This window comes from Catenulispora acidiphila DSM 44928, assembly GCF_000024025.1.
Classification (GTDB): Bacteria; Actinomycetota; Actinomycetes; order Streptomycetales; family Catenulisporaceae; genus Catenulispora; species Catenulispora acidiphila.
The window spans coordinates 1540996-1564288 of record NC_013131.1 but is presented as its reverse complement, the minus strand read 5'-3'; the positions used below and the strand labels follow the sequence as shown (position 1 = coordinate 1564288).

General features: G+C 69.4%; 23 protein-coding genes and 1 pseudogene. 12 read left to right on the top strand and 12 right to left on the bottom strand.

Annotated elements, in window-relative coordinates; genetic code table 11:
* Positions 1 to 34 precede the first annotated feature (34 nt).
* Both CACI_RS06855 and CACI_RS06850 read left to right on the top strand, forming a co-directional pair.
* A complete protein-coding gene (locus tag CACI_RS06855; RefSeq protein ID WP_012785593.1) occupies positions 35 to 1021 on the top strand; it encodes a helix-turn-helix transcriptional regulator in 987 nt (328 codons plus the stop codon).
* A gap of 48 nt (positions 1022 to 1069) precedes the next feature.
* The gene (locus CACI_RS06850) at positions 1070 to 1576 is read left to right on the top strand and encodes a hemerythrin domain-containing protein (protein ID WP_012785592.1); all 507 of its coding nucleotides are present in this window, start codon (positions 1070 to 1072) and stop codon (positions 1574 to 1576) included.
* 28 nt (positions 1577 to 1604) lie between these two features.
* On the opposite strand, the gene mraY is transcribed toward CACI_RS06850, so the two are convergent.
* Both mraY and CACI_RS06840 read right to left on the bottom strand, forming a co-directional pair.
* Positions 1605 to 2666: a phospho-N-acetylmuramoyl-pentapeptide-transferase gene (mraY, locus tag CACI_RS06845; RefSeq protein ID WP_012785591.1), complete on the bottom strand. Its 1062-nt coding sequence runs from the start codon at positions 2664 to 2666 to the stop codon at positions 1605 to 1607.
* 140 nt (positions 2667 to 2806) lie between these two features.
* Positions 2807 to 4018, bottom strand: a complete 1212-nt coding sequence (locus CACI_RS06840; RefSeq protein WP_012785590.1) for an alkane 1-monooxygenase — start codon at positions 4016 to 4018, stop codon at positions 2807 to 2809.
* Positions 4019 to 4131: 113 nt separating this feature from the next.
* On the opposite strand from CACI_RS06840, the pseudogene CACI_RS06835 reads away from it, so the two are divergent.
* Positions 4132 to 4413: pseudogene (locus CACI_RS06835) on the top strand (cell division protein CrgA); the annotation flags it as partial.
* Positions 4414 to 4796: 383 nt separating this feature from the next.
* Here the strand turns inward: CACI_RS06835 and CACI_RS06830 are convergent.
* The 5 genes from CACI_RS06830 to CACI_RS06810 form a co-directional block, all read right to left on the bottom strand.
* Positions 4797 to 5261, bottom strand: a complete 465-nt coding sequence (locus CACI_RS06830) for a hypothetical protein (protein ID WP_012785588.1) — start codon at positions 5259 to 5261, stop codon at positions 4797 to 4799.
* A 125-nt stretch (positions 5262 to 5386) separates the two neighbouring features.
* Positions 5387 to 6538, bottom strand: a complete 1152-nt coding sequence (locus CACI_RS06825; RefSeq protein WP_012785587.1) for an acetyl-CoA C-acetyltransferase — start codon at positions 6536 to 6538, stop codon at positions 5387 to 5389.
* Positions 6539 to 6558: 20 nt separating this feature from the next.
* Complete coding sequence (locus CACI_RS06820; protein WP_012785586.1) at positions 6559 to 7152, bottom strand: TetR/AcrR family transcriptional regulator; 594 nt, start codon at positions 7150 to 7152, stop codon at positions 6559 to 6561.
* Positions 7145 to 7936: an SDR family oxidoreductase gene (locus tag CACI_RS06815; RefSeq protein ID WP_012785585.1), complete on the bottom strand. Its 792-nt coding sequence runs from the start codon at positions 7934 to 7936 to the stop codon at positions 7145 to 7147. The genes CACI_RS06820 and CACI_RS06815 overlap by 8 nt, the downstream gene beginning before the upstream one ends.
* Positions 7933 to 9135 carry an acyl-CoA dehydrogenase family protein gene (locus CACI_RS06810; protein WP_012785584.1) on the bottom strand — a complete coding sequence of 401 codons (1203 nt, stop codon included), beginning with the start codon at positions 9133 to 9135 and terminating at the stop codon, positions 7933 to 7935. Before CACI_RS06810 ends, CACI_RS06815 begins: the two co-directional genes overlap by 4 nt.
* A 42-nt stretch (positions 9136 to 9177) precedes the next feature.
* On the opposite strand from CACI_RS06810, the gene CACI_RS06805 reads away from it, so the two are divergent.
* From CACI_RS06805 to CACI_RS52115, 7 genes are all read left to right on the top strand, one after another.
* Complete coding sequence (locus CACI_RS06805; RefSeq protein ID WP_012785583.1) at positions 9178 to 10320, top strand: acyl-CoA dehydrogenase family protein; 1143 nt, start codon at positions 9178 to 9180, stop codon at positions 10318 to 10320.
* Positions 10321 to 10531: 211 nt separating this feature from the next.
* Positions 10532 to 11434, top strand: coding sequence for an acyl-CoA dehydrogenase family protein (locus tag CACI_RS06800; protein ID WP_012785582.1), 903 nt, complete (start codon positions 10532 to 10534; stop codon positions 11432 to 11434).
* A gap of 99 nt (positions 11435 to 11533) precedes the next feature.
* The gene (locus CACI_RS06795) at positions 11534 to 12280 is read left to right on the top strand and encodes a DUF4097 family beta strand repeat-containing protein (protein WP_012785581.1); all 747 of its coding nucleotides are present in this window, start codon (positions 11534 to 11536) and stop codon (positions 12278 to 12280) included.
* A gap of 10 nt (positions 12281 to 12290) precedes the next feature.
* Complete coding sequence (locus CACI_RS06790; RefSeq protein ID WP_012785580.1) at positions 12291 to 13037, top strand: DUF4097 family beta strand repeat-containing protein; 747 nt, start codon at positions 12291 to 12293, stop codon at positions 13035 to 13037.
* A gap of 111 nt (positions 13038 to 13148) precedes the next feature.
* Positions 13149 to 13820 carry a PadR family transcriptional regulator gene (locus CACI_RS06785; RefSeq protein ID WP_012785579.1) on the top strand — a complete coding sequence of 224 codons (672 nt, stop codon included), beginning with the start codon at positions 13149 to 13151 and terminating at the stop codon, positions 13818 to 13820.
* Between the two features lie 60 nt (positions 13821 to 13880).
* Positions 13881 to 14471, top strand: a complete 591-nt coding sequence (locus tag CACI_RS06780; protein WP_012785578.1) for a pyridoxamine 5'-phosphate oxidase family protein — start codon at positions 13881 to 13883, stop codon at positions 14469 to 14471.
* Between the two features lie 43 nt (positions 14472 to 14514).
* On the top strand, positions 14515 to 15744 hold the full coding sequence (locus tag CACI_RS52115; RefSeq protein WP_012785577.1) for an acyl-CoA dehydrogenase family protein: 1230 nt from the start codon (positions 14515 to 14517) through the stop codon (positions 15742 to 15744).
* 68 nt (positions 15745 to 15812) lie between these two features.
* Here the strand turns inward: CACI_RS52115 and mctP are convergent, their stop codons facing one another.
* The 4 genes from mctP to CACI_RS49620 form a co-directional block, all read right to left on the bottom strand.
* Positions 15813 to 17531, bottom strand: a complete 1719-nt coding sequence (mctP, locus tag CACI_RS06770) for a monocarboxylate uptake permease MctP (protein WP_012785576.1) — start codon at positions 17529 to 17531, stop codon at positions 15813 to 15815.
* Positions 17531 to 17926 carry a DUF3311 domain-containing protein gene (locus CACI_RS47075; protein WP_012785575.1) on the bottom strand — a complete coding sequence of 132 codons (396 nt, stop codon included), beginning with the start codon at positions 17924 to 17926 and terminating at the stop codon, positions 17531 to 17533. The genes mctP and CACI_RS47075 overlap by 1 nt, the downstream gene beginning before the upstream one ends.
* Positions 17927 to 18036: 110 nt before the next feature.
* Positions 18037 to 18798, bottom strand: a complete 762-nt coding sequence (locus CACI_RS06760; protein ID WP_012785574.1) for a bestrophin-like domain — start codon at positions 18796 to 18798, stop codon at positions 18037 to 18039.
* On the bottom strand, positions 18798 to 19634 hold the full coding sequence (locus tag CACI_RS49620; protein ID WP_143765162.1) for a hypothetical protein: 837 nt from the start codon (positions 19632 to 19634) through the stop codon (positions 18798 to 18800). Before CACI_RS49620 ends, CACI_RS06760 begins: the two co-directional genes overlap by 1 nt.
* Positions 19635 to 19900: 266 nt before the next feature.
* Between CACI_RS49620 and CACI_RS06750 the strand changes: the two genes are divergently transcribed.
* Both CACI_RS06750 and CACI_RS06745 read left to right on the top strand, forming a co-directional pair.
* Complete coding sequence (locus tag CACI_RS06750; RefSeq protein WP_143765161.1) at positions 19901 to 20758, top strand: spermidine synthase; 858 nt, start codon at positions 19901 to 19903, stop codon at positions 20756 to 20758.
* Positions 20759 to 20840: 82 nt separating this feature from the next.
* Positions 20841 to 21998 carry an acyl-CoA dehydrogenase family protein gene (locus CACI_RS06745; protein ID WP_012785571.1) on the top strand — a complete coding sequence of 386 codons (1158 nt, stop codon included), beginning with the start codon at positions 20841 to 20843 and terminating at the stop codon, positions 21996 to 21998.
* Positions 21999 to 22014: 16 nt separating this feature from the next.
* On the opposite strand, the gene kynU is transcribed toward CACI_RS06745, so the two are convergent.
* Positions 22015 to 23286: a kynureninase gene (kynU, locus tag CACI_RS06740; protein WP_012785570.1), complete on the bottom strand. Its 1272-nt coding sequence runs from the start codon at positions 23284 to 23286 to the stop codon at positions 22015 to 22017.
* Positions 23287 to 23293 lie beyond the last annotated feature (7 nt).

Genomic DNA, 23293 nt, shown 5'->3' with positions numbered 1-23293 from the left:
CGAAACTGTCGGCGGTGCGACGGATAATCCAGACATGCGCGCCAGCCGACTCGTCTCCCTGCTCCTGCTCCTGCAGACCCGGGGACGCATGACGGCCCATCAGCTGGCCGAGGAGCTGGAGGTCTCGGTCCGCACCATCTACCGGGACGTCGAATCGCTGCACGAGGCCGGCATCCCGCTTTACGGCGACGCCGGCCCGGCCGGCGGCTACCAGCTCCTGGCCGGCTACCGCACCCGGCTGACCGGGCTGTCGGCGAACGAGGCGGAAGCCATGTTCCTGGCCGCGCTTCCGGGCCCGGCTGCCGAGCTCGGGCTGGGCTCGGTGATGGCCGCCGCGCAGCTGAAGGTGAAGGCGGCGCTGCCGCCGGAGCTGGCCGACCGCAGCGGTCGCATCCAGGAGCGCTTCCTGCTCGACGCGCCGGGCTGGTACGACGACGGGGACACCAGCCCTTTCCTGCCCGCGGTCGCCGAGGCGGTCTGGAACCAGCGGCGTATCAGGGTGCTGTATCGGCGGTGGACCGAGCCGACGGAGGTCGAGCGCACGCTGGCGCCGTACGGGATCGTGCTGAAGACCGGCAAGTGGTACACCGTCGCGGAATCCGCGGGGCGGACGAACACCTACCGCGTGAACCAGATCCTCGAGCTGACCGCGCTGGAGGACGACGATTCCTGTTTCGAGCGTCCGGAGGACTTCGACCTCACCGCGTACTGGGCCCGGCAGGTCGCGGAGTTCCGGACGCGGCTGATCCAGGGCGACGCGCTGATCCGGCTGTCGCCGGCCGGGAGGCAGCGGCTGGCGGAAGTGATGGCGGCGGACGTGGTGAAGGCGGTCGAAGCCACCGCCGAGGACGACCACGAGCGCGCGGGATGGGTCAAGGCGACGGTGCCGATCGAGTCGCTGACCCATGCGCACGGCCAGTTCCTGGCGTTGGGCGCCGAGGTCGAGGTCCTGGCGCCGGAGCCGTTGCGGGAGCGGATCGCGGAGACGGCGGCGGGGCTGGCGAAGATGTACGGCTTCTAGTTCTCGCCTTCTCGCCGCTCATGAAACACCTCGTGCGACCATGGAGCGATGGATCAGTTGACCGCGTTCGGGAATCAGCTTTTGGCAGTACACGGCTGGCTGCGGGAGCAACTGGGGCGGCTGCGCGACGCCGCTGAGGACGGAACGGCCGTCGATACCTCCGACCTGGATCTGCGGGCCCACTGTTTCGCCTTCTGCGCCGCACTCGAGGACCACCACCGGCTGGAGGACACCTCGGTATTTCTCGCCGTGGTCGCCGAATATCCGGAGCTGGAATCCGTCGTCGCCGAGCTGATGCGGGACCACGAGCAGATCGCCGCGCTGCTGCGGCAGGTGCGGATCGTGGCGGACGCGCTCGCTGACGAGCCGTCGCCGGAGGAACTGCGCCGGCTGCGCAACGAGCTGGACGGCTTGGCGGCGTTGGCGGAATCGCACTTCACCTACGAGGAACGCAAGCTTGTCGCCGCGCTCGATCAGCTCACCGGGGGCGACCTCGCCCCGTTCGCCGATCCCGCGCTCGCGGATCATGTGCGGCAGAACAACTCGCGCGGTTGATCTGTCTTGCTGTAGCGCTGGCGTCCCGTCAGGCAGAGGCCTTGAATCCGCCGTAGAACACACCGAGACCCAGCGCCACACAGAGCCCTGCGATGATCCAGAACCGGATCGTGATGGTGACTTCCTTCCACTCCTTCTGCTCGAAATGGTGGTGGATCGGCGAGTTCAAGAACACCCGTTTGTGCCGCAGCTTGAAGGAGGTGACCTGGATGACCACCGAGAGCAGCTCCATGAGGAACAGGCCGCCGATGAGCACGGCGAGCAGTTCGGTCCGCGAGCAGATCGCCAGTCCCGCGAAGGCGCCGCCCAACGCGAGCGAGCCGGTGTCTCCCATGTAGATCTGCGCCGGGGCGGCGTTCCACCACAGGAAGCCGAAGCAGGCGCCCATCACCGCGGCCGCGACGATCGCCAGGTCCAGCGGGTCGCGGACCTGGTAGCAGCCCTGGCTCGGGGAGACGGCGCAGTTCTGTCCGTACTGCCACAGGCCGATGACCACGTAGGCGCCGAAGGCCATGACCGAGGTGCCGGCGGCCAGACCGTCCTGGCCGTCGGTGAGGTTGACCGCGTTGGACCAGCCCGCGATCATCACATAGCTCCACAGGAGGAAGAGCGCCGGTCCGAGGCTGAGCCAGCCGATGTCGCGCAGGAACGAGATGTTCTCGCTCGCCGGCGTCAGACCGGCGGTGTTGCGGAAGTGCAGGACGAGGACCGCGAAGGTGAGCGTCACGGCCAGCTGTCCGGCGAGTTTCGCCCGCGCCCGCAATCCCAGCGAGCGCTGTCGGACGATTTTGATGAAGTCGTCCATGAATCCGACCGCGCCGAGGCCTGCCATCAGGAACAGGACCAGCAGGCCCGAGCTCGTCGGCGCCTTCATCGTCGCGAGCTTGGTCACGAAGTAGGCGACCAGCGTGGACAGGACGATGACCGTGCCGCCCATCGTCGGCGTGCCCCGCTTGACCTGATGCATCTCCGGGAGCTCGTCGCGGATCTCCTGTCCCCAGCCCCGGCGGGTGAAGTACCGGATCGCCACCGGGGTTCCCGCCAGCGAACAGACCAGCGCGATGAGGGTGGCGTAAAGGAGCGCTCGCATCGTTGGTGTTCCTCCCCGAGGACGGCGGCGGCCGATTGTGCGCAATCGTAGGGGGATGCCGCTTCCAGGGGTTCTGTCAGAAGGCTGAAGCCCGGGACCGGTGTCGGTCGATCCCGGGCTTCAGCTGCGCGGACGCTACCTCAGCGTCGTGCGGTAGCCGTAGCTCCGGCCGAAGCCGCAGCGGCTGCCTCGGCCTCGTACTTCGCCCGGAGCTTCGGCGTCAGGTTCGCCTTCAGGGCGTCGCCGTCGTAGTGGTCGAGCACGCGCTGGTCCATGACGCGGCGCCACAGCGGCGGGAACAGCGCGACGACGATCATCGTGGCGTAACCGCCCGGGAGTTGCGGCGCCTCGTCGAAGGACCGCAGGACCTGGTAGCGGCGGTTCGGGTAGGAGTGGTGGTCGCTGTGGCGCTGGAGTTGGTAGAGGAAGACGTTGGTCGAGAGCCGGTCGCTGTTCCAGCTGTGGACGGGCTCGACCTTCTCGTAGCGCCCGCTCGCGGTCCGCTGGCGCAGCAGGCCGTAGTGCTCGAGATAGTTCACGATCTCCAGCAGCGAGAAGCCGAAGACCATCTGCACGAGCAGGAACGGCAGCACGCCGACGCCGAGCCAGACGGTGAGGGCTGCGAACAGGAGCAGGGTCATCAGCCAGGCGTTGAGGACGTCGTTGCGGAGCGTCCACGGCGAGCGCTTGCGCAGGCGGTGCTTCTTGGTCTCCAGCACCCACGCCGACTTCAGCGAACCCCAGACCGTGCGCGGCCAGAAGCGGTAGAACGACTCGCCGAGGCGCGCCGACGCCGGGTCCTCGGGCGTCGCGACACGGACGTGGTGGCCGCGGTTGTGCTCGACGTAGAAGTGCCCGTAGCCGGACGGCGCGAGGGCGATCTTCGACAGCCAGCGCTCGACGTCCTCGCGCTTGTGCCCGAGTTCGTGCGCGGTGTTGATGGCGATACCGGTCACGATGCCGACGGTGACCACGATGCCGACCCTGGACGCCAGGTTCACGTGCGGCTGGCTCCAGGCCCACGCCCCGAGGACCAGCGAGCCGAATTGCAGCGGCAAGTACAGGAAGGTGAGCACCCGGTAGTACCAGGCCGACTGCAGCTGCGCCTCACGCTCCACCGGCGGATTGCCGGCGTCCTCGCCGATCAGCCAGTCGCCGATCGGCACCATGACGTAGACCAGGAACGGCGTCAGGTACCAGGCGAGCGCGTTGTCGAAGCGATGCCACAGCCCGAAACCGACGTAGGGCAGGATCGGCACGACGAGCGCCAGCGGCCACAGGTACCGCTTGCCGTCCTGCCAGGCCTGCGCCTCCGGCCGCACACCGGTGGAACCGAGGGTCGACGCCGACATGTCACAGCCTCCCGCTGCTCCGCACGCTTTCGAGGGAATCCCTTATTGGACCCCTTGCACAATGAGAGTGGCACGCATCACACTGCAGAGCAAGGGTCCAAGTTGACAGGAGCGCCATGAATGACAAGCCCTCACCCCCCTGGTTCGGTGCACTGATCCTCGGCAGCCTCACCACCGCAACCATCTGGATCCTGACCTACACCCTCTCCCCCCTCCCCGGCCAACACGCCCTCGGCGGCTGGAACTACGCCATCGTCGGCGCCCTGCTGAGCACCTTCATCGCCCTGTCGATGCGCTGGCACGGCGACCCCCTGGAGAAGAGCCGACGCGAGGCGCGCTCCGCGCGCGCGGAGCGCAGCGGCGCAGGGAACTCGACGGCGGGGAGCGCTGGGTGAGTGGCGAGCGATAGCTGCTTGGTGGGAGGACTGCGGCGGCGCGAACGAAAAGCGGCGGCGGCTGAGCAGTCGGTTAGCGCGGAGCGAGCTGCGGCAGGCGGCGGCGAGCGAATGGCAAGCGCTAGGACAGGAACCTTCGGCTCAAGCTAGAAGCGGCGGCAGCGGGCAGCGGGCGAATAGTGCTTGCTGGGAAGACTGCGGCAGCGCGAGCCAGGGGTCAGCATCGGGCATGCGACCGCGCCGAGCGCGAATCAGCTCAAGACTTGCCTCAGCCTCAGCCTCGGAATTTGCTCAGCCTCGGGTCTTGTCCCAGCACCAGATCTTGTCCCAGCCTCAGAACTCGCCTCAGCCCCAGAAATCTTGCCCCAGCCCCAGAACTCGCCTCAGGAGTTGTCGCACGCCGACTGGCTGATCGCCTTGCTGTTGCCATACTGCGGCGTCGCCTGGAAGTTGGTGCCCAGGGCGGCGGCTACTCCTTGGAGTTGGTACTGGATGCGCCAGTTGCCGGCTTTGCAGGGCTGGGTGATGTTGATGTCCGTGTAGTCCGGGCCGGGGACGCCGGTGAAGGCGCGGGCGTCGCCGTCGTTGGCCCAGGGGCTGCTGCCGTCTTTGCGGTACTGGAGTTGCAGGACCAGGGAGGTCTGCTTTGGCGGGGTGGCGCATTTGAGGGCCACTGTTGAGAGGATTTCTCTGTTGAGGGGGCGCGGGTCGTCGGCGATCTTGACGTTGCAGTCGTACTCGGTGGCGGTCACCTTGAAGTGGTGTCCCGAGCTGCTCGGCCGCACGATGAGGAACAGCAGCAGCACTATGGCTGCCACGGCTGCGCCGGCCTTCGTATTGTTGCTCATCACCAGTCAGCGTACTGCCGGGGGTGAGTGCGGTCACTGGCTTCGGGAACTGAGAAGCATCACAGATCGCACACGTTTCGGCGAACGTTTTCCGTGTCTCGATGCCGCCGGCGAATAAATACAGTTCAGAGCCTTTCGATGATCGTCACGTTCGCCTGCCCGCCGCCCTCGCACATCGTCTGCAACCCGTATCGGCCGCCCGTGCGCTCCAACTCGTGCAGCAGACTGGTCATCAGCCGCGCTCCGGTCGCGCCGAGCGGGTGTCCCAGCGCGATGGCACCGCCGTTGACGTTCACCTTCGCCAGGTCCGCGCCGGTCTCCTTCGCCCACGCCAGCACCACCGGCGCGAACGCCTCGTTGATCTCGACGAGGTCGATGTCCGCCAGGCTCATCCCGGTCTTGCGCAAAGCGTGCGCGGTGGCCGGGATCGGCGCGGTCAGCATGTAGATCGGATCGGCGCCGCGAACGGAGAGGTGATGGATGCGGGCGCGCGGCGTAAGCCCGTGCGTCCGCACCGCGTCCTCGGAGGCGATGAGCAGCGCGGCGGAGGCATCAGAGATCTGCGACGACACCGCGGCGGTCAGCCGTCCGCCCTCGACCAGCGTCCGCAGCCCGGCCATCGCCTCCTTCGACGTGTCCCGGCGCGGACCCTCGTCGACCGCGAAACCCTCGTACGGCACGATCTCCCGCTCGAACCGCCCCGCGTCGATCGCCGCCAGCGCCCGCCGATGCGACTCCAGCGCGAAATCCTCCATCGCGTCCCGCGACACGTCCCACTTCTCGGCGATCAGCTCGGCGGCGTGGAACTGCGACACCGGCTGGTCGCCGTACCGGGCCCGCCAGCCGCGCGACCCGGAGAACGGATCGGTGACGCCGAACTGCCCCGCGACCGTCATCGCCGCCGCGATCGGGATCTGCGACATGTTCTGCACGCCGCCGGCGACCACGAGATCCGCCGTCCCGCTCAGCACCGCCTGCGCCGCGAAGTGCACCGCCTGCTGCGACGAACCGCACTGTCGGTCGACGGTCACGCCCGGCACCTCCTCGGGCAGCCCGGCGGCCAGCCACGCGGTGCGCGCGATGTCGCCGGCCTGGTGCCCGATGGTGTCCACGCAGCCGAACACGACGTCGTCCACCGCCGCCGGATCCACGCCCGAGGCGTCCACGACAGCCTTGATGACGTGCGCGCCCATGTCAGCCGGATGCGCCGCGGCCAGCGCGCCCTTCTTGCGCCCGACCGCCGTCCGAAGCGCCCCGACTATGTAGGCCTCACCCATGCGCGCATCACTCCCTGGAGCTAATCCCTGCTCTGGAACCCTTCGAGAATCATCGACAGGTACTGCGCCGAGACCGCCTCGGCGGTGAGCTTCCCGCCCGGCGTGTACCACCGCACCGCCACCCACACGGTGTCCCGCACGAAGCGATAAGCCATCGTGGCGTCCAGATCCGCGCGGAACGCCCCGGAGGCGATCCCCTTCTCCAGCGTGCCGAGCCAGATCTCGCGGAACTCGCGGTCGGTGTCGTCCAGATAGGCGAAGCGCGGCGACTGGCGCAGCTGCTTGGCCTCGTTCTGGTACAGCGCGATCGCCGCGTGGCTGCGGTCGATCGCCTGGAACGAGGCGTCGACCAGCTGCTCGAAGGCGCGGCGCGGATCGCTCTGCCGCTCGACGATCGCGCGGTAGTCGCGGAACAGCTCGTCCAGGAACGTCCGCAGGATCTCGTCCGCCATCGTCTCCTTGGAGTCGAAGTGGTGGTAGAGGCTCCCGGACAGGATCCCGGCGGCGTCGGCGATGTCGCGCACCGTCGTGTTCTTATAGCCGCGCTCGGCGAACAGGCCGGCGGCCAGGGCCAGCAGCTCGGCGCGGCGGTCGGAGGCAGGAGGTTTAGGCATGTTGGCTCGAAACGGAGAGGACTTCACCGGTCAGGTAGGAGGCATAGTCGCTTGCCAGGAACACCATGGCATTCGCGACCTCCCACGGCTCGGCGGCGCGCCCGAACGCCTCGCGGGCGGTCAGCTCGGCGAGCAGTTCGTCGGTCGTGACCTTGGCGAGGAACGGGTGCATGGCCAGCGAGGGCGCGACGGCGTTCACCCGGACACCGTAGACGGCGGCGTCCAGGGCCGAGCAGCGGGTCAGCGCCATGACCCCGGCTTTCGCCGCGGCGTAGTGCGCCTGGCCCTCCTGCGCGCGCCAGCCGATCACCGAGGCGTTGTTCACCACGGCGCCACCGGAGTCCTGGTCGCGCATGCGGCGCAGCGCCGCGCGGGTGCAGCGGAAGGTGCCGTTCAAGGTGACGTCCAGGACGCGGAGCCACTGCTCGTCGGTCATGTCCAGGACGGACGCGGTCCCGCCGAGCCCGGCGTTGTTGATCAGGACGTCCAGGCTGCCGAAGCGCTCGGCGGTGCCGTCGATCAGGGCTTGGACATGCTCCTCGCGGGTGACGTCGCAGACCATCGCGTGGACGGCGTCCTCGCCGAAATCCTTGGCGAGCGCCGCGCGGGTCTCCTCCAGACGGCGCTCATGATGGTCGCTGACCACGACGCGCGCGCCCTCCTCCAGGCAGCGGCGCGCGGCGGCGGCGCCGATGCCGGTCCCGGCGGCGGCGGTGATCGCGACGTTCTTGCCGGCGAGCAGCTCGTGGCCGGGGACGTACGAGGGCACAGGCGGCACGGTCACGCTCGCGGCTCCTTCGGGAGGCCGAGGACGCGCTCGGCGATGACGTTCCGCTGGATCTCGTCGGACCCGCCGTAGATGGTGTCGGCGCGGCTGAACAGCCACAGCCGCTGCCACTCGTCGAGGTCGTAGTCGGCGCCGGTGACGGTACCGGCCGCGCCGAGCACGTCCATCGCCAGCTCGCCGAGGTCGCGATGCCAGCGCGCCCACGCCAGCTTGGCGATCGAGGCTTCGGCGCCGGGCGTGCCGTCGGCGAGCCCGGTCATCGATCGCAGGGCATTGAGGCGCAGCACGTCCAGACCGAGCGCGGCGCGGGTGAGGCGGTCCAGGATCAGCGGATCGTCGATCGCAGTGGTCTGACGTGCGAGCGCGATGACGCCGTCGAGTTCGCGGCGGAAGCCGATCTGCTGACCGAGTGTGGAGACGCCGCGTTCGAAGCCGAGGGTGGCCATCGCGACCCGCCAGCCGTCGTGCACGCCGCCGACGACGTTGGTCGCGGCGGTGCGGGCGTCGGTGAAGTAGACCTCGTTGAACTCGGAGGTCTTAGTGAGCTGAAGGATCGGGCGGACCTCGACGCCGGGCTGCTTCATCGGGACCAGCAGGTATGACAGGCCTCGATGTTTCGGCGCGCCAGGATCGGTGCGCGCGACGACGAAGCACCAGTCGGCGAGGTGCGCCAGCGACGTCCAGACCTTCTGCCCGTTGAGGATCCACTCGCCGCCGCCTTGCGCTTCCGACTGCGGCTCGGCAAGAACGGCGGTGGTCTTCACATTGGCGAGGTCTGAGCCGGCGTCGGGTTCGGAGTAGCCCTGGCACCAGAGCTCTGTCACGTCGCGGATGCCGGGCAGGAAGCGCTGTTTCTGTTCTTCCGTGCCGAAGGCGATGAGCGTCGGACCGAGGAGCTGTTCGCCGATGTGGCTGACGCGGATCGGTGCGTTGGCGCGGGCGTACTCCTCGTGGAAGATCACCTGTTGCGCGACGCCGGCAGCGCGGCCGCCGTACTCCTTCGGCCAGTCCAGGCAGGTCCAGCCGTGCGCGGCGAGGTGGCGGTCCCAGGCGACGCGGACGTCGAAGGCCTCGTGCTCGCGCCCCGGGCCGCCCAGACCCTTGGCCGCGGCGAACTCGCCGGTGAGGTGGTCGTGGAGCCATGCCCGGAGCTCGGCACGGAACGCCTCGTCCTCGGCGGTGTACGTGAGGTCCACGGAGTCTACCCTACCAATCGTTTGCTTGGTACGGTAGGCCGCGTGGACCTGAGCTTCAGCACGGCCGAGGACGCGTTCCGTGCGGCGGTGCGCTCCTGGCTGGCAGAGCACGTACCGGCCGACCCGCTGCCGTCGATGGACACCGCCGAGGGCTTCGAGGCGCACCGGCGCTGGGAGCGGCAGCTGTTCGAGGAGCGCTACTCGGTGGTGTCGTGGCCGACCGAGTACGGCGGACGCGGCGCGTCGATCACCGAATGGCTGGTCTTCGAGGAGGAGTACTGGGCCGCGGGCGCGCCGGGGCGGGTGTCGCAGAACGGGATCAACCTGCTGGCGCCCTCGATGCTCGACCACGGGACCGACGCGCAGAAGGCGCGTTTCCTGCCCGCGATGGCCTCCGCCGAGCAGATCTGGGCGCAGGTGTGGTCCGAGCCGGAGGCGGGATCGGACCTGGCGTCGTTGCGTTCGACGGCGGTGCGCGCGCCGTCGGACGACGGCTGGCTGCTGGCGGGACAGAAGACATGGTCCTCGCGGGCGAGCTTCGCGGACTGGGGATTCGGACTGTTCCGCAGCGACCCGGCGGCAGAGCGTCATCGAGGGCTGACTTACTTCCTGTTCCCGTTGACAGCGCCCGGGATCACGGTCCGACCGATCCCGCAGTTCGACGGCGAGCCGGGCTTCGCAGAGCTCTTCTTCGACGACGTGTACGTCCCGGACACGGACGTACTCGGCGGCGTCGGCGACGGCTGGAAGGTCACGATGGCCACCGCCGGCAAGGAACGCGGACTCTACCTGCGCTCGCCGGGGCGCTACATGGCGACGGCCGCGCGCCTGGTCGCCTTGTGGAAGGCAGCGGGCAGACCGGCGGAGTTCCAGGACCGGGTCGCGGAGGCGTGGATCGGCGCGCGGGCATACCAGCTGGCGACGTTCGAGACGGCGGCACGGATCGCGGACGGCGGGACGCTCGGCGCGGAGACGAGTGTGAACAAGCTGTTCTGGTCAGAGCTGGACCTGGCGATGCACGAGACCGCGCTGGACCTGCTGGGACCCGACGCGGAAAAGCTGGACTCGGCCTGGATGGACGGCTACCTGTTCGCCCTGGCCGGGCCGATCTACGCCGGAACGAATGAGGTACAGCGGAACGTGGTCGCCGAGCGGGTACTCGGGCTGCCGAGGGGGGCGCGGTGAGGGCGGGGTCGCGCAGCGCTCGCGCGGAGGCCGATGGTCCGGCGCGGAGCGAGGGCGACTCTGCAACGCGCGCACCAGCCAGCACCCGCAGCGCTCGCGCGAAGGCCGATGGTCCGGCGCGGAGCAAGGGCGGCTCTGCAACGCGCGCACCAGTCAGCTCCCGCGAGCCGCGCACTCCCCGCGACCGGGCGCGGAGCGAGGAGGCTGTCCGGTGAGGTTTTCCCTGACCGAGGAGCAGCGCGACTTCCGCAACGCGGTCGACTCCCTGTTGCGTGACGCGAACGGCATCGCGGCGGCTCGCGCGTGGGCGGCCGGCGATAGCAAGCCGGGCCTCGAAATCTGGCGAGGGTTGGCAGCCATCGGCATGCACTCGCTCGCGGGCGAATATCCGGTCGAACTCTGCGCGGCCATGGAGCGCGTCGGCTACCACGCGGCGCCCGGACCGTATCCCGAATCGCTCGCAGTCGCGACCGCACTCGCCGAGTGGCGCGAGCGCCTAGGCGCCGGATCGATGGCCACCACCGCCGTTCCGCCGGTTGCGCCTTATGCACCGAACGCCGACATCGCAGAGTTCTGTATCCCTGCCGTCGCGCCGAACGCCTCCGACAGGCCGATCGCCTCACTCGACCCAACCCGCAGCCTGTTCCCCGTCTCCGGTCAGCCGCCGCACGCCGAGCTGATCTTCGACACCGCCGCGCTGCTCACCGCCGCGCAGTTGCTCGGCCTCGGGCGTGCCGCGCTCGACATGACTGTCGCCTACGCCAAGCAGCGCGTGCAGTACGGCTGCGTCATCGGCGAGTACCAAGCGGTCAAGCACCGTCTCGCTGACGCGCACACCGGCTTGGAGTTCGCACGTCCCCTCGTTTTCGCCGCCGCGCTCAGCTCCGACGCGCGCGACGTCTCCGCGGCGAAGGCTGCCGCGAGCGACGCGGCGTACCGTGCCGCCCGCGCCGCGCTCCAGCTCCACGGCGCCATCGGGTACACCGACGAGTACGACCTGTCCGTTTACTTCAAGAAGATCCGGGCGCTGCACTCGGCGTGGGGAAGTCCGTCGTTCCACCGTGCTCGGCTGCTCGACCAGCTCGACCAGCTCGACCAACTCGCCGACCTGTAGGCACCGACCCCCAAGATCGCGCGCAGGTAGTGTTGGGCCCGGGCAAGAGTGGGGCTACCCCCATCGCCCGGACCCCCGCCGCCGAGCCACCATTTCCTCATGACCTCCAACGCCACCCCGAACCGCGCCCCGATCGGCGCCCTGCGGATGAGCACCATCGCCGTCGCCGGCGTGATCGTGGCGGTGGGTGTGCCGGCCGTCGCGGCGGCGATCGCGCTGTCCACGCAGGTGAGCGACCAGCAGGCGCTGGTGAAGATCGATGCCGCGGGCCCGATCTCGCGGATCGTCATCGCCGACTCCGACAGCGACGTCCGGATCACCGGCGACGCGGCCGCGAACGGCGTGACCGGGCAGGCGGTCGTGCAGTGGAAGGGTGAGGACGGCAAGCGTCCGGCGCTGCGGCAGAGCGTCTCCGGCGGGGTGCTGACCCTGATCAAGGACTGCTCCGGGGGCGGCTGCGGGCCGATCGACATCATGGTGTCGGTGCCGCGGGACGTCTCGGTGCAGGCAACGACCTCCGACGGGAACATCGCTCTCAGCGGCGTCACCGGTCAGGTGGACCTGACCTCGAGCGCAGGCAGCATCGACGCCGACGGCCTGGGCTCGGCGAACGCCTCCTTCCACACCACCAACGGCACCATCGACGCGGCCTTCACCGGCGCGCCGGCCCGGATCGTGGCCGAGACCACGAACGCCTCGGTGGCCATCGGCACCGACGGCCGGACCGCCTACTACGACGCGGTCCACACCACCGACGGCGTGGAGTCGCTGACCAACGCGCAGGACCGCACCTCCCCCGACGAGATCGACGCGACCACCACCAACGGCGACGTGACCATCAGTTAGAGGCCTTGAGATGAGCTCTGAACCCACTCCGACCCGCCGCCCGATCGCCGCCGTCCGGATCAGCACGATCGCGCTGCTCGGCATCGTCGCCGCGGTCGCGGTCCCGGCCTGCGCCGCCGCGATCGTCCTGTCGGGCACCGTCGACAGCAAGCAGGTGCAGCAGAATCTCGGCATGGACCAGCCGGTCAGCCGGGTGGTCATCGTCGACAGCGACAGCAGCGTCCACGTCACCGCCAACCCCGCGCTGTTCGGCGTGAGCGGCCAGGCGACGCTGAGCTGGCACGCCTTCAGCGGCACCAGCCACGCGAAGGTCGTCGAGCAGTACGCCGACGGCGTGCTGACGCTGAGCAAGGACTGCGGCGGCATCGACTGCGGCGCGGACATCGACATCCAGGTGCCGCCGAAGGTCTCGGTACAGGTCAACACCAGCAACGCGGGGATCTCTGTCACCGGCGTCCTCGGCGCGGTGGATCTGCACAGCTCGAACGCGAGCATCACGGCGAAGCAGCTCGGATCCGGCGACGCGACCCTGGCCACCCAGAACGCCTCGATCCACGCCTCGTTCACCGGCGCCCCGAAGAGCATCAGGGCGACCACCAGCAACGCGAGCGTCAGCATCGTCACGGACGGCCACACGCCGTATTACGACGACGTCAAGACCTCCAACGGCGACACGAACCTGCAGAACGTCCGAGACCGCCGGTCCGCCAACGTCCTCTACATCCACACTTCCAGCGGCGGAATCACGGTCAAGTAGCGGTATCGCAGGACTCGAGCCGGACATGCGGGATCACGTCGTCGAGCCCTGTCGTCGAGCACTGTCGGAGGGCGCCCGGGGCGCGAGCTGCGAACCACTATTCTTGCGGGCGTGGCCCCTCAATCACATGACGAACCGGCGGTAACCGGGACCGGGACCGGCACAGGCACCGACGATCCGCGGCTGCCGGCGACCAGCTGGGCGGTGCTCGGCATGCTGGCCTTCGAGCAGGAGCTGTCCGGCTACGACATCAAGAAGCGGGCCGACTCGTCGCTGAAGCTGTTCTACTGGTCGCCGTCGTTCAGCCAGATCTACGGCGAGCTCAAGCGGTTGGAGAAGCACGGGTATGTGACGTCGCGGACCGTGATGCAGGACGAGGTGCGCGGCAAGCGGGTGTACACGATCAGCGGCGCGGGGCGCGAGGCGGTGCGCCGGTGGGCGCGGACGGCGCCGGTCGAGGTGCCGGTGCTGAAGCACGGCGTGCTTCTACGGGTCTGGTTGGGACACCTCACCCAGCCCGAGCGGCTGCGCGAGATCGTGGCGGAGCACCGCGACAACTCCGAGCGGCGGCGCGCCGAGGCCGCGGTGGACGTCGCCGCCGCGCACGACGAGACGGCGTGGGCCCATCCCGAGATCGCGCTGAAGTGGGCCGAGCGGTATCACGCGGCGGAGCGGGATCTGGCCGAGCGGATGCTGGCGGATCTGGACGCGCTGGCGGCTTCGGGGCGTGCCACCGCACCAGCGGCCGCGGCGATATCTTCGGGACCTGATGACAACAGCTGAAAGCTGTCCATGATCCGAAACGTTCTTGCCCAGAATGCGGGCAGGCGAGACACTCTGAGCATGGCTACCGTGCACGAGGTCATCGACGCCAAACTGCGTAAGTTCATCGAGGCGCAACCGTTGTTCTTCGTGGCGACCGCGCCGCTGGCCGCCGAGGGACACGTCAACCTCTCGCCGAAGGGCACGCTCGGCTCGCTGGCGATCCTCGGCCCGGACCGCCTGGCGTACCTGGACCTCACCGGCAGCGGCGCCGAGAGCCTGGCGCACCTGCGCGAGAACGGCCGCATCACGGTGATGTGGGTAGCCTTCGAAGGGCCGCCGAACATCGTGCGCGTCCACGGCACCGGCGAGGTGCTCTGGCGCGACGACCCCCGCTGGGAGGAGTACATCGGCCTGTTCCCGGCGGCCGCGGACCCCGGCGCGCGGGCGATCGTCCTGGTCCAGGCGACGCGCATCAGCGACTCGTGCGGCTACGCGGTCCCCTTCATGGACTACAAGGGCGACCGCCGCCTGCTCGCGGAGTACTTCGGCCGCCGCGACGAGGAGTTCCACGTCGACTACGTGGCGCGCAAGAACGCGACGAGCATCGACGGACTCCCGGCCGTCCCCGTGGAAACACTGCGCGGACAGCTCAAATCCCAGCAGGTGTAGACCGCCCTGGCGGCTTGGCCCGAACCCGGCTACGGTCCGCGCCATGCGCTTCGACCCCGAACAGCAAGAACTCCGGCAGACGGTGCGGACGCTGCTGGACCGGGCCGCCGGCGGCGACGTCTGGCGGCTGCTCACCGAGCAGGTCGGAGCGCTCGAACTCGCCATCCCCGAGCAATACGGCGGCGCCGGCTTCTCAGTCCTGGAAACGCACGTCGTGCTCGAGGAACTCGGCGCAGCGCTTGCCGCCCCCGGCTACTTGAGCACGACGGTCGCGGCACAGGCGATTCTCGCGGGGGACTCGGAGCAGGCGAAGGCGGAACTGCTGCCGGGAATCGCCGGGGGTGGGACGCGAGCGGCGGTGGTTTGGAGTGGCACGGTCGAGGCTGTGGTCGAGGCTGCGGTTGGGGGCGGCGGCGATGGCTGGCGGCTGACCGGGATCGAGGAACATGTGCTGGACGGCGGGGATTCGGGCTTGTTCGTAGCTCAAGCACGAATGCCAGGGGCACGCGGCGAGGCGGCAGGTAAGCCAGACAGCGGTCGCGCACCGCGGCAAGAATCAGGCGCTGGGCGCGGGCAGGCGCGGGCGGAAACTGGTCTCGGGCAGGCGCAGGAATCAGCCACTGATCGCGGGCAGGCGCGCGAGGCTGCCATCGGTCGCGGACCGTGGCAATCACTCGATGCGCACTCGGTCTCGGGTTATGGCGTCTTCGTGGTCTCTGCTGCGGATGCGGTGGTTTCTGCTGTCGAGACCGTCGATCCGGGTCGGCCGCAGGCATGCGTCGAGTTCCGCGACTCCCCTGCCATCTTCCTCGGCGCCGATCCCCTGCTGCTGGAGCGGGTGCTGGACTTGGCGTGTGTTGCGATCTCGGCCGAGCAGGTCGGCGCTGCGCAGCGTGCGTTTGATCTGACCCTCGCCTATGCGAAGCAGCGGGTGCAGTTCGGGCGGCCGATTGGTTCGTTTCAGGCTGTGAAGCACCGGCTCGCCGACATGTTCACGTTGCTGGAGTCGGCGCGCTCGGCCTCCTATGCCGCTGCGTTCGCTGCTGTGTCAGGGAACGAGCTCACCGTCGCCGCGTCGCGGGCCAAGGCGTACTGCTCCGAGGCGTTCTCCACGATCGCGGGCGAGGCGATTCAGCTGCACGGTGGCATCGGCATCACCTGGGAGCACCCGATTCATCTCTACTTCAAGCGCGCGCACGTCACCTCGCAGCTGTTCGGCACTCCCGCTTGGCACCGTCGTCGCTACGCGCTGGCCAGCGGGATCGCGGCCTGAACTCGGCACGAAGCCCCGAACCCGGTCCGGGTTCGGGGCTTCGCCCTGTTACTTGCGTCAGTGCGCTGCTAGCTCGACTCCGCGATCTCCGCGAGCGCCGGCTCTGCCTCGATCAGGTTCGGCAGGTCCGCGTCGCCCTCGTCGGCGGTGTAGTCGGCGGACTGGGTCTCGTCGATGCCGTCGGCGACCTTCAGGGCGCGGAAGACCAGGGTCAGGACCACCGCGACGATCAGGTTCACCACCAGGGCGGTGATGGCGATGTAGGAGAACAGATGCGTGCCGGGGACCTTGGCGATCTGGCTGCCGAAGTGGTGCTGGGTGACGGTTTTGCCGTCGGCGGCGAACTTCTTCTGCTGCCAGGCGACCACGACGCCGTAGATCACGCCGGTCCACAGGCCCGCGACCAGGGCCCAGCGGTGGAACCAGCGGTTGAACAGGCCCACGACGATCGCGGGGAACGTCTGCAGGATCAGGACGCCGCCGAGCAGCTGGAAGTTGATCGCGCTGGTCGCGTCCAGGCCCAGGACGAAGGCCAGGGCGCCGAACTTCACCAGGAGCGACACCGTCTTGGACACCTGTGCCTGCTGGTGCGGGGTGGCGTCGGGCTTGATGAAGTCCACGAAGATGTTGCGGGTGAACAGGTTCGCCGCGGCGATCGACATGATCGCCGCCGGGACCAGCGCGCCGATCGCCACCGCGGCGAAGGCGACGCCGGCGAACCAGCTCGGGAACACCGCGTCGAACAGCGCCGGGACCGCGCGCTGCGCGTTGCCGCCGAGGTGGCCCTTGGCGGTGCCGTTGAAGCCGACGGCCAGCGCCATGTAGCCCAGCAGCGCGATGAAGCCGAGCACCAGCGAGTACAGCGACAGGCCCGCGAGGTTCTTGCGGACCGTGTTGCGGGACTTGGTGGACAGCACGCCGATCTGCGCGTGCGGGTACATGAACAGCGCCATCGCCGAGCCGAGCGCCAGCGTGGCGTACGGGAAGGCGTTGGTCTTGCCGTTGTGGTCGTTCAGAGACAGGAAGCCCGGCTTGGTCTTGCCGTTGGCGCCGGTGGACGCCAGGTGGAAGATGCCGTGCCAGCCGCCGGCGATCCGGGTCGGGATGTAGATGATCGCGACGATGATGACCAGGTAGATCAGGAAGTCCTTGACGAACGCGATCACCGCCGGCGCACGCAGCCCCGAGGTGTAGGTGAACGCCGCCAGCACCGCGAAGGCGATGAACAGCGGCAGGTCCTTGGCGAACGTCGAGGAGCCCTTGCCGCCGATGCCGATCACGTCCAGGCAGGCCTGGATGCCGACCAGCTGCAGCGCGATGTACGGCATCGTCGCCACCACGCCGACGATGGCGACCGCGAGTCCCAGCGATTTCGAGCCGTACCGCCCGCGTGCGAAGTCCGCGGGTGTGACGTACCCGCGTTTGCGCGAGACCGACCACAGCCGCGGCAGGAACAGGAACACCAGCGGCCACACGATAATCGTGTACGGCACGGCGAAGAAGCCGAACGCCCCCGCGGTCAGCGCCGCCGGCACCGCGACGAACGTGTACGCGGTGTACAGGTCGCCGCCGAGCAGGAACCAGGTGATCCAGCCGCCGAAGCTGCGGCCGCCCAGACCCCACTCCTCCAGGTGGTTGGCCTGGCTTGCCTTACGCCAGCGCGCCGCCAGGAAGCCGAGGACCGAGACCAGCAGGAAGAAGAAGACGACGACGACCAGCTCGGTCGTGTTGATGCCGTGGGTGCCGACGTCAGGAGTCGGGACCTTTGAGGCGGTCGAGTGGGGCATCACTTGTCGTCCCCTTCCTCGGACTCTTCCTCAGCTTCTTCCTCAGACTTCTCCTCAGCCGCCGGCGCCTGCTCAGGCTCCGATGCGGGCTCAGGCTCAGGCTCAACCACCGCCGCCGGCGCCGCAGCCGGCACAGCCGCAGCCACAGCCACCGGCCTACGCGCCAGCTCCTCGCGCCGCACGACGAAGTACGCCAGCCCCATGAGTGCGGCCGTCACCGCGACCCACAACAGCTGCCACCAGAAGAAGAACGGGAAGCCCGCGACTTCCGGCTTGTCCTTGTCGAAGATCGGCACCCACAGCACCGCGACGAAAGGCACGATGACGCAGACCGCCGCTATGAGACGGGCCGGCGTCACCACCGGCCCTCTAGTACTCAGCTCGCTCTCTGACATGAGACGAGACCCCTCCCGTTTACGTAGGGAAACTGCGCCGAAATCTAGTCGCCCGGCGGGGTCCCATCAGGGTCTTGTTGACAACGACTCGGTAACGGATGCCGCCGGCCTCACCCGTTGATCTGCGTGAACTGCTGCAACGCGTGCCGGAAGGCGGTCGGCTCGATGCTCAACGGCTCCGAGTAGGGCTGAGAGAGCCCGACCACGATCAGAATCCCCAAGCCGACCATCGCCCCGAGCCCGGCCAGCACCATCACGTTGCGGCCGTTCGCCGTCAGCCCGACCAGAGGCGGGTAGGCGATCAGCAGTACGGCGGCGATGACCATCGCGATGTACAGCAGCGAGGGCATGGAGTAGTTGACGTCCGCGGCGCGGATCAGCCGCTTGGAGTAGATGTCGTCGAGCGCGGCGGCGACGTCGGCCCGGTCCTTCTCGTCGGCGGCGGTGGCCGGCTGGATCGCGCCGACCTCGACGCGCAGACCGTCCAGGGTGGCCGCGGGCGTGGCCGACGTCTGCCGGCGCCCCATCGCCGGCCAGTCGTCGGCGACGACCTCGCTGGTGTACATGGACAGCCCGGCGCGGACCCGCTCGCGGTCGGCGGGCTGGAGCTTGCCGGCCAGCCAGTACGCGGTGGTCACCGACCGCGCCTCGTCATAGGTGTGCTGGCGGTCGGTGTTGTAGGTCGACCAGGTGCTGGCGATGAGGAAAGCGGTCAGCAGGATGAACGAGGAGAGCAGCGCGCTGCCGACGACCGACAGCGCCTGGGGGTTGTGCGACCCGGAGACCGCACGCTCGGACCGGCCGAACAGCCGGGCCAGCCCGACCGCGACGATCACGCCGACGACGAGGGCGAGGGCCGCCCAGAACACCATCAATGTCTGCCTCCTGCAGCAGGTCCGGAAGGTCCGGAGGGTCCCCCGCCGACGGCCCCGCCGGCCGCGGCGGCCGCCGCGATGGTCGCGGGGACCATCAGGGCGACGAGTGTGGTCAGGCCCGAGTCCGACGGCGCGTCCTCGCGGTCCGGCGGCGGCGCCGCCTGCGCCGGGGGGATCGCAGGCTTCTGCGAGGGCGCGGGCGGCGGCACGACGCGGAGCACCGGCGTCGGCGGCACCGGCCGGGGCGCCAGCGGACGCGGAGGAGGCGTCGGGCGCGGAGGCGGAGGCAGCGCCGGCTGCGGCACGGGCTTCGGCGTCGGCACCGGCTTCGGCACCGGCTTCGGTGAAGGCGGCGGCGGTGGTGGCGATGTCGGCGGCGTCGGCGACGGTGACGGCGAGGACTTCGGCGGCGGAGGGGGAGGCGGCGTGGCGCTGTGCGGCAGCGGGAGGTGCTGGTGGAACGAGGAGCCGAACGGCAGCCCCGGTTCCACCGGCAGCGGGTCCGAGGGCGGCGCCGCCGATGCCCCGACCGGTGTCGGGAGCGGATTGTCGGGCTGATCGGAGAGCGGCACGGGCTGCGCGACCGCGATCGGCCTTGCCTGCGCGAGCGGCATCGCCTGCCCGAGCGGCATCGCCTGCGCGATCGGCACTGGTTGCCCGAGCGGCATCGCCTGCCCGAGCGGTACCGGCTGCTGAGCCGGCATCGGCCGTCTCATCGTCGTGGTCGGCGCCGAGTGCCCGGCGGCCACCGCCACCGCCGCACCCACCCCGATCCCGAGCGCGGCGACCTGAACGGACACCGCGACGCCGGCGCCGAGCCTGCTGCGAACCACGGCTGTGCCGCCTCCGTTCCCCCACCAGGGTCCTGATACCTAAGGGAGCCGCCGAAGGAGTCCGGCTTCGGCGTCGTGGACCGTGTCCCCACACGCGATCCACGACGCCGTCCCCACCTGCCCGGATGACTGCGACCGCCGAGCCTGTCGAGTCTGTGATAGCCGGATTGGACGCCTGGTACCGAAAAGTCCCTCTATCGAGTGGCGCGCCGCCCCACGACCTCGCCACCGCCGTCCACGGACAGCGGACGCCTAGACTCTCGAGCATGTCGCGCGCCAAGACCCCGCCGGATCCCCCCGCCGATCTGCCCGAGAACGACGACTGGGAACTGCTCCGTGATCTGGACCGACGCAACGCCTACCAGCTGCTGGTCGGCGGAACCCCGCACTCGCACGTGGACCTCGACGACCCGACCTACCTGGAGTACGAGTACGTCCGGCAGATCGCGCACCTGGTGGACCTGGCCGCCGAGGAGCGCGCCCCGATGCGCGTGCTGCACCTCGGCGGCGGCGGTCTGACGCTTCCCCGCTACATCGCCGTCACCCGCCCCGGCTCCGGCCAGCAGGTCGTGGAGATCGAGGGCCGGCTCCTGGACTTCGTCCGCAAGGCGCTGCCGCTGCCGCGCAACGCCCGCGTCCGGCTGCGGACCGGCGACGCGCGGGACGTGCTCGGCCGGGTGCCCGAGGGCGCGTTCGACCTGACCGTCACCGACGTCTTCGCCGCCGCGCGCATCCCGAAGCACTTCACGTCCACCGAGTACGTCGCCCTGTCCAAACGCGCCCTGCGCCCCACCGGCGCACACGTCGTGAACCTCGCCGACGGCACCGCGCGCAGCGGCCTGACCTTCACCCGCCGCCAGGTCGCGACCGCCAAGCAGCACTTCGAGCACGTCCTGCTCCTGGCCGATCCGGGCATCCTGCGCGGCCGCAAGTACGGCAACCTGGTCCTCATGGCCTCCAACGCACCACTACCGGTGGCCGAGCTGATCCGCCGCGCCGCCTCCGACCCGTTCCCGAGCAGGGTGGTGCGCGGCCAGGATCTGGATGACTTCCAGGGCGGCGCCAAGCCCATGACCGACGAGGACTGCGAACAGTCTCCCGAGCCGCCGGACGACGCCTTCTAGGCTCCGGTCTGGCTTCGAGCCGGCCTCGGGCGAACCGCTCCCGGCCATGGTCTTTTGGTCTACCCATCGGTAACTTGGCGCTATGCGCCGCACCGTCTACACCGAAGACCACGAAGCCTTCCGCGCCATGCTGCGCGACTTCATCGCCAAGGAGGTCGTGCCGGTCTACCCCGAGTGGGAGCGGGACGGCCATCCGCCGCGCGAGTTCTACCACCGCCTCGGCGAACTCGGCGTCTTCGGCATCGAGGTGCCCGAGGAGTACGGCGGCGCCGGGCTGAGCACGTTCAAATATCAGGCGATCGTGATCGAGGAGACCACGCGCGCCGGAGTCACCTTCGGCACCACGACCGTGCACGTCGGGCTGATCCTGCCCTACCTGCTCGCCTACGCCACCGAGGAGCAGAAGGCACGCTGGCTGCCGAAGTTCCAGTCCGGCGAGATGATGACCGCCATCGCGATGACCGAGCCGGGAACCGGATCGGACCTCGCCGGGATTCAGACCACTGCGAAGCTGTCCGAGGACGGCCGGCACTACGTGCTGAACGGCGCGAAGACCTTCATCACCGGCGGCGTGCTCGCCGACATGGTGCTGGTCGTCGCGCGCACCGCGCCGGCGACGCCGGAGGACCGGCGCGGCGGGCTGTCGATCCTGTGCGTGGACACCAAGGCGGCGGGATACTCGGTCGGGCGCAAGCTGGACAAGATCGGGTTGAAGACCTCTGATACCGCCGAGCTGGCGTTCACCGACGTGCCGGTCCCGGTGGAAGATTTGCTCGGCGAGCCCGGCAAGGGATTCTCGTACCTGACCCACAACCTGCCGCAGGAGCGCCTGGCGATCGCGGTCGGCGGCTACGCCTCGGCGTCGGCGGCGTTGCAGTTCGCGCTGGACTACGTCCGCGAGCGCACGGTGTTCGGCACGTCCGTCGCCTCGTTCCAGAACACCAAGTTCGTCCTGGCCGAGTGCGCGACCGAAGTCGAGGCGGCGCAGTGCATGGTGGACCGCGCGCTGGAGCTGCACGAGGCCGGCGAGCTGTCGGTCGCCGACGCCGCGAAGGTCAAGCTGTTCTGCACCGAGGCCGCCGGGCGCGTCATCGACAAGTGCCTGCAACTGCACGGCGGCTACGGCTACATCACGGAGTTCCCGATCGCGCGGCTGTACGCCGACACCCGCGTGTCCAGGATCTACGGCGGGACCAGCGAGGTGATGAAGACCATCATCGCCAAATCGCTGGGGTTGTAGGGCTCAGGTCACGCGCTCACGTCACATCGGCGCGCGTCGGGTCGATCTGCTCGTACGCCTTCGTCTCCACGATGCGCCGCATCGCGTCGAAGGCGTCCCATACGTCGACGAACCGCGTCGTGGCCGGCGCCATCCCGAGACGTACGCGGTCCGGCGTGCGGAAATCGGGGATCACGTTGTGCTCCTCGATCAGCGCCCGGCAGATCCGATACGCCTCGGGGTGGCGCACCGAGACGTGGCTGCCGCGCACGGCGGAGTCGCGCGGGCTGCCCAGGCTGAAGCCGAGCGGCGCCAGCCAGGCGTCGAACAGCTCGATGGCGTACTCAGTGAGCGCTACACCCTTATCGCGCAACGGCTTGATGCCGACCTCGGCGAGCACCTGCGCGCCGGCGTCCACCAGCGAGACGCCGACCACCTGCGGCGTGCCGACCAGGAAGCGGGTCGCCGAGGGCACCGGGTCGTAGCCCTGGCCCATCGCGAACTGGTCGCGCTGGCCGTACCAGCCCCAGATCGGCTGGCGGACGGCGTCGATGAGCGAGGCGTTGACGTAGAGGAACGCCGGGGATCCGGGTCCGCCGTTGAGATATTTGTAGGTGCAGCCGACGGCGAAGTCGGTGCCGCTGGCGTCCAGCTCGATCGGGACGCTGCCCGCCGAGTGGCACAGGTCCCACAGCACGAGCGCGCCGGCTTCGTGCACGACCTGGTTGACGGCGGCCAGGTCGGCCAGCGCTGCGGAGCGGTAGTCCACCTGCGACAGCGAGACCAGCGCGGTGCGCTCGTCGAGGACCGCGCGCAGCTGCTCGGCGGTCGGGCCGAGGAGTTCGTCGAACTCGACCAGCTTCAGCTCCAGACCGCGAGAGGCCGCCAGGCCCTCCAGGACGTAGCGGTCGGTCGGGAAGTTGTTGGCGTCGCTCACGATCACGTCCCGGTCAGGACGCGCGTCGAGGGCGGCGGAGGCGAGCTTGTAGAGGTTCACCGACGTGGAGTCGGAGACGACGACCTGCCCGGGAGCGGCGCCGAGGAAGTGCTCGCCGAGGAAGTCCCCGACGGTCTGCGGCAGCGTCTGCCACCGCTCGTTCCAGGACCGGATCAGGCGGTCGCCCCACTCGCCGGCGACCACGTCCTGGACCCGGTCCAAGGAAGCCTTGGAAAGCCGGCCGAGGGAGTTGCCGTCGAGGTAGACAAGCGTTTCGTCGGGAATCACGAAGCGGGTGCGCAAAGATGCCAAAGGATCGGTCGCGTCACGGTGCTCCGCGTCATTGCGGGGGTGAGCTGTGGTGTCGGGCACGTGATCA

Coding starts and splice junctions, on each gene's coding strand:
- CACI_RS06855 (WP_012785593.1), top strand. CDS start 35: ATGCGCGCCAGCCGACTCGTCTCCCTGCTCCTGCTCCTGCAGACCCGG.
- CACI_RS06850 (WP_012785592.1), top strand. CDS start 1,070: ATGGATCAGTTGACCGCGTTCGGGAATCAGCTTTTGGCAGTACACGGC.
- mraY (WP_012785591.1), bottom strand. CDS start 2,666: ATGCGAGCGCTCCTTTACGCCACCCTCATCGCGCTGGTCTGTTCGCTG.
- CACI_RS06840 (WP_012785590.1), bottom strand. CDS start 4,018: ATGTCGGCGTCGACCCTCGGTTCCACCGGTGTGCGGCCGGAGGCGCAG.
- CACI_RS06830 (WP_012785588.1), bottom strand. CDS start 5,261: ATGAGCAACAATACGAAGGCCGGCGCAGCCGTGGCAGCCATAGTGCTG.
- CACI_RS06825 (WP_012785587.1), bottom strand. CDS start 6,538: ATGGGTGAGGCCTACATAGTCGGGGCGCTTCGGACGGCGGTCGGGCGC.
- CACI_RS06820 (WP_012785586.1), bottom strand. CDS start 7,152: ATGCCTAAACCTCCTGCCTCCGACCGCCGCGCCGAGCTGCTGGCCCTG.
- CACI_RS06795 (WP_012785581.1), top strand. CDS start 11,534: ATGACCTCCAACGCCACCCCGAACCGCGCCCCGATCGGCGCCCTGCGG.
- CACI_RS06790 (WP_012785580.1), top strand. CDS start 12,291: ATGAGCTCTGAACCCACTCCGACCCGCCGCCCGATCGCCGCCGTCCGG.
- CACI_RS06780 (WP_012785578.1), top strand. CDS start 13,881: ATGGCTACCGTGCACGAGGTCATCGACGCCAAACTGCGTAAGTTCATC.
- CACI_RS52115 (WP_012785577.1), top strand. CDS start 14,515: ATGCGCTTCGACCCCGAACAGCAAGAACTCCGGCAGACGGTGCGGACG.
- mctP (WP_012785576.1), bottom strand. CDS start 17,531: ATGCCCCACTCGACCGCCTCAAAGGTCCCGACTCCTGACGTCGGCACC.
- CACI_RS47075 (WP_012785575.1), bottom strand. CDS start 17,926: ATGTCAGAGAGCGAGCTGAGTACTAGAGGGCCGGTGGTGACGCCGGCC.
- CACI_RS06760 (WP_012785574.1), bottom strand. CDS start 18,798: ATGGTGTTCTGGGCGGCCCTCGCCCTCGTCGTCGGCGTGATCGTCGCG.
- CACI_RS06750 (WP_143765161.1), top strand. CDS start 19,901: ATGTCGCGCGCCAAGACCCCGCCGGATCCCCCCGCCGATCTGCCCGAG.
- CACI_RS06745 (WP_012785571.1), top strand. CDS start 20,841: ATGCGCCGCACCGTCTACACCGAAGACCACGAAGCCTTCCGCGCCATG.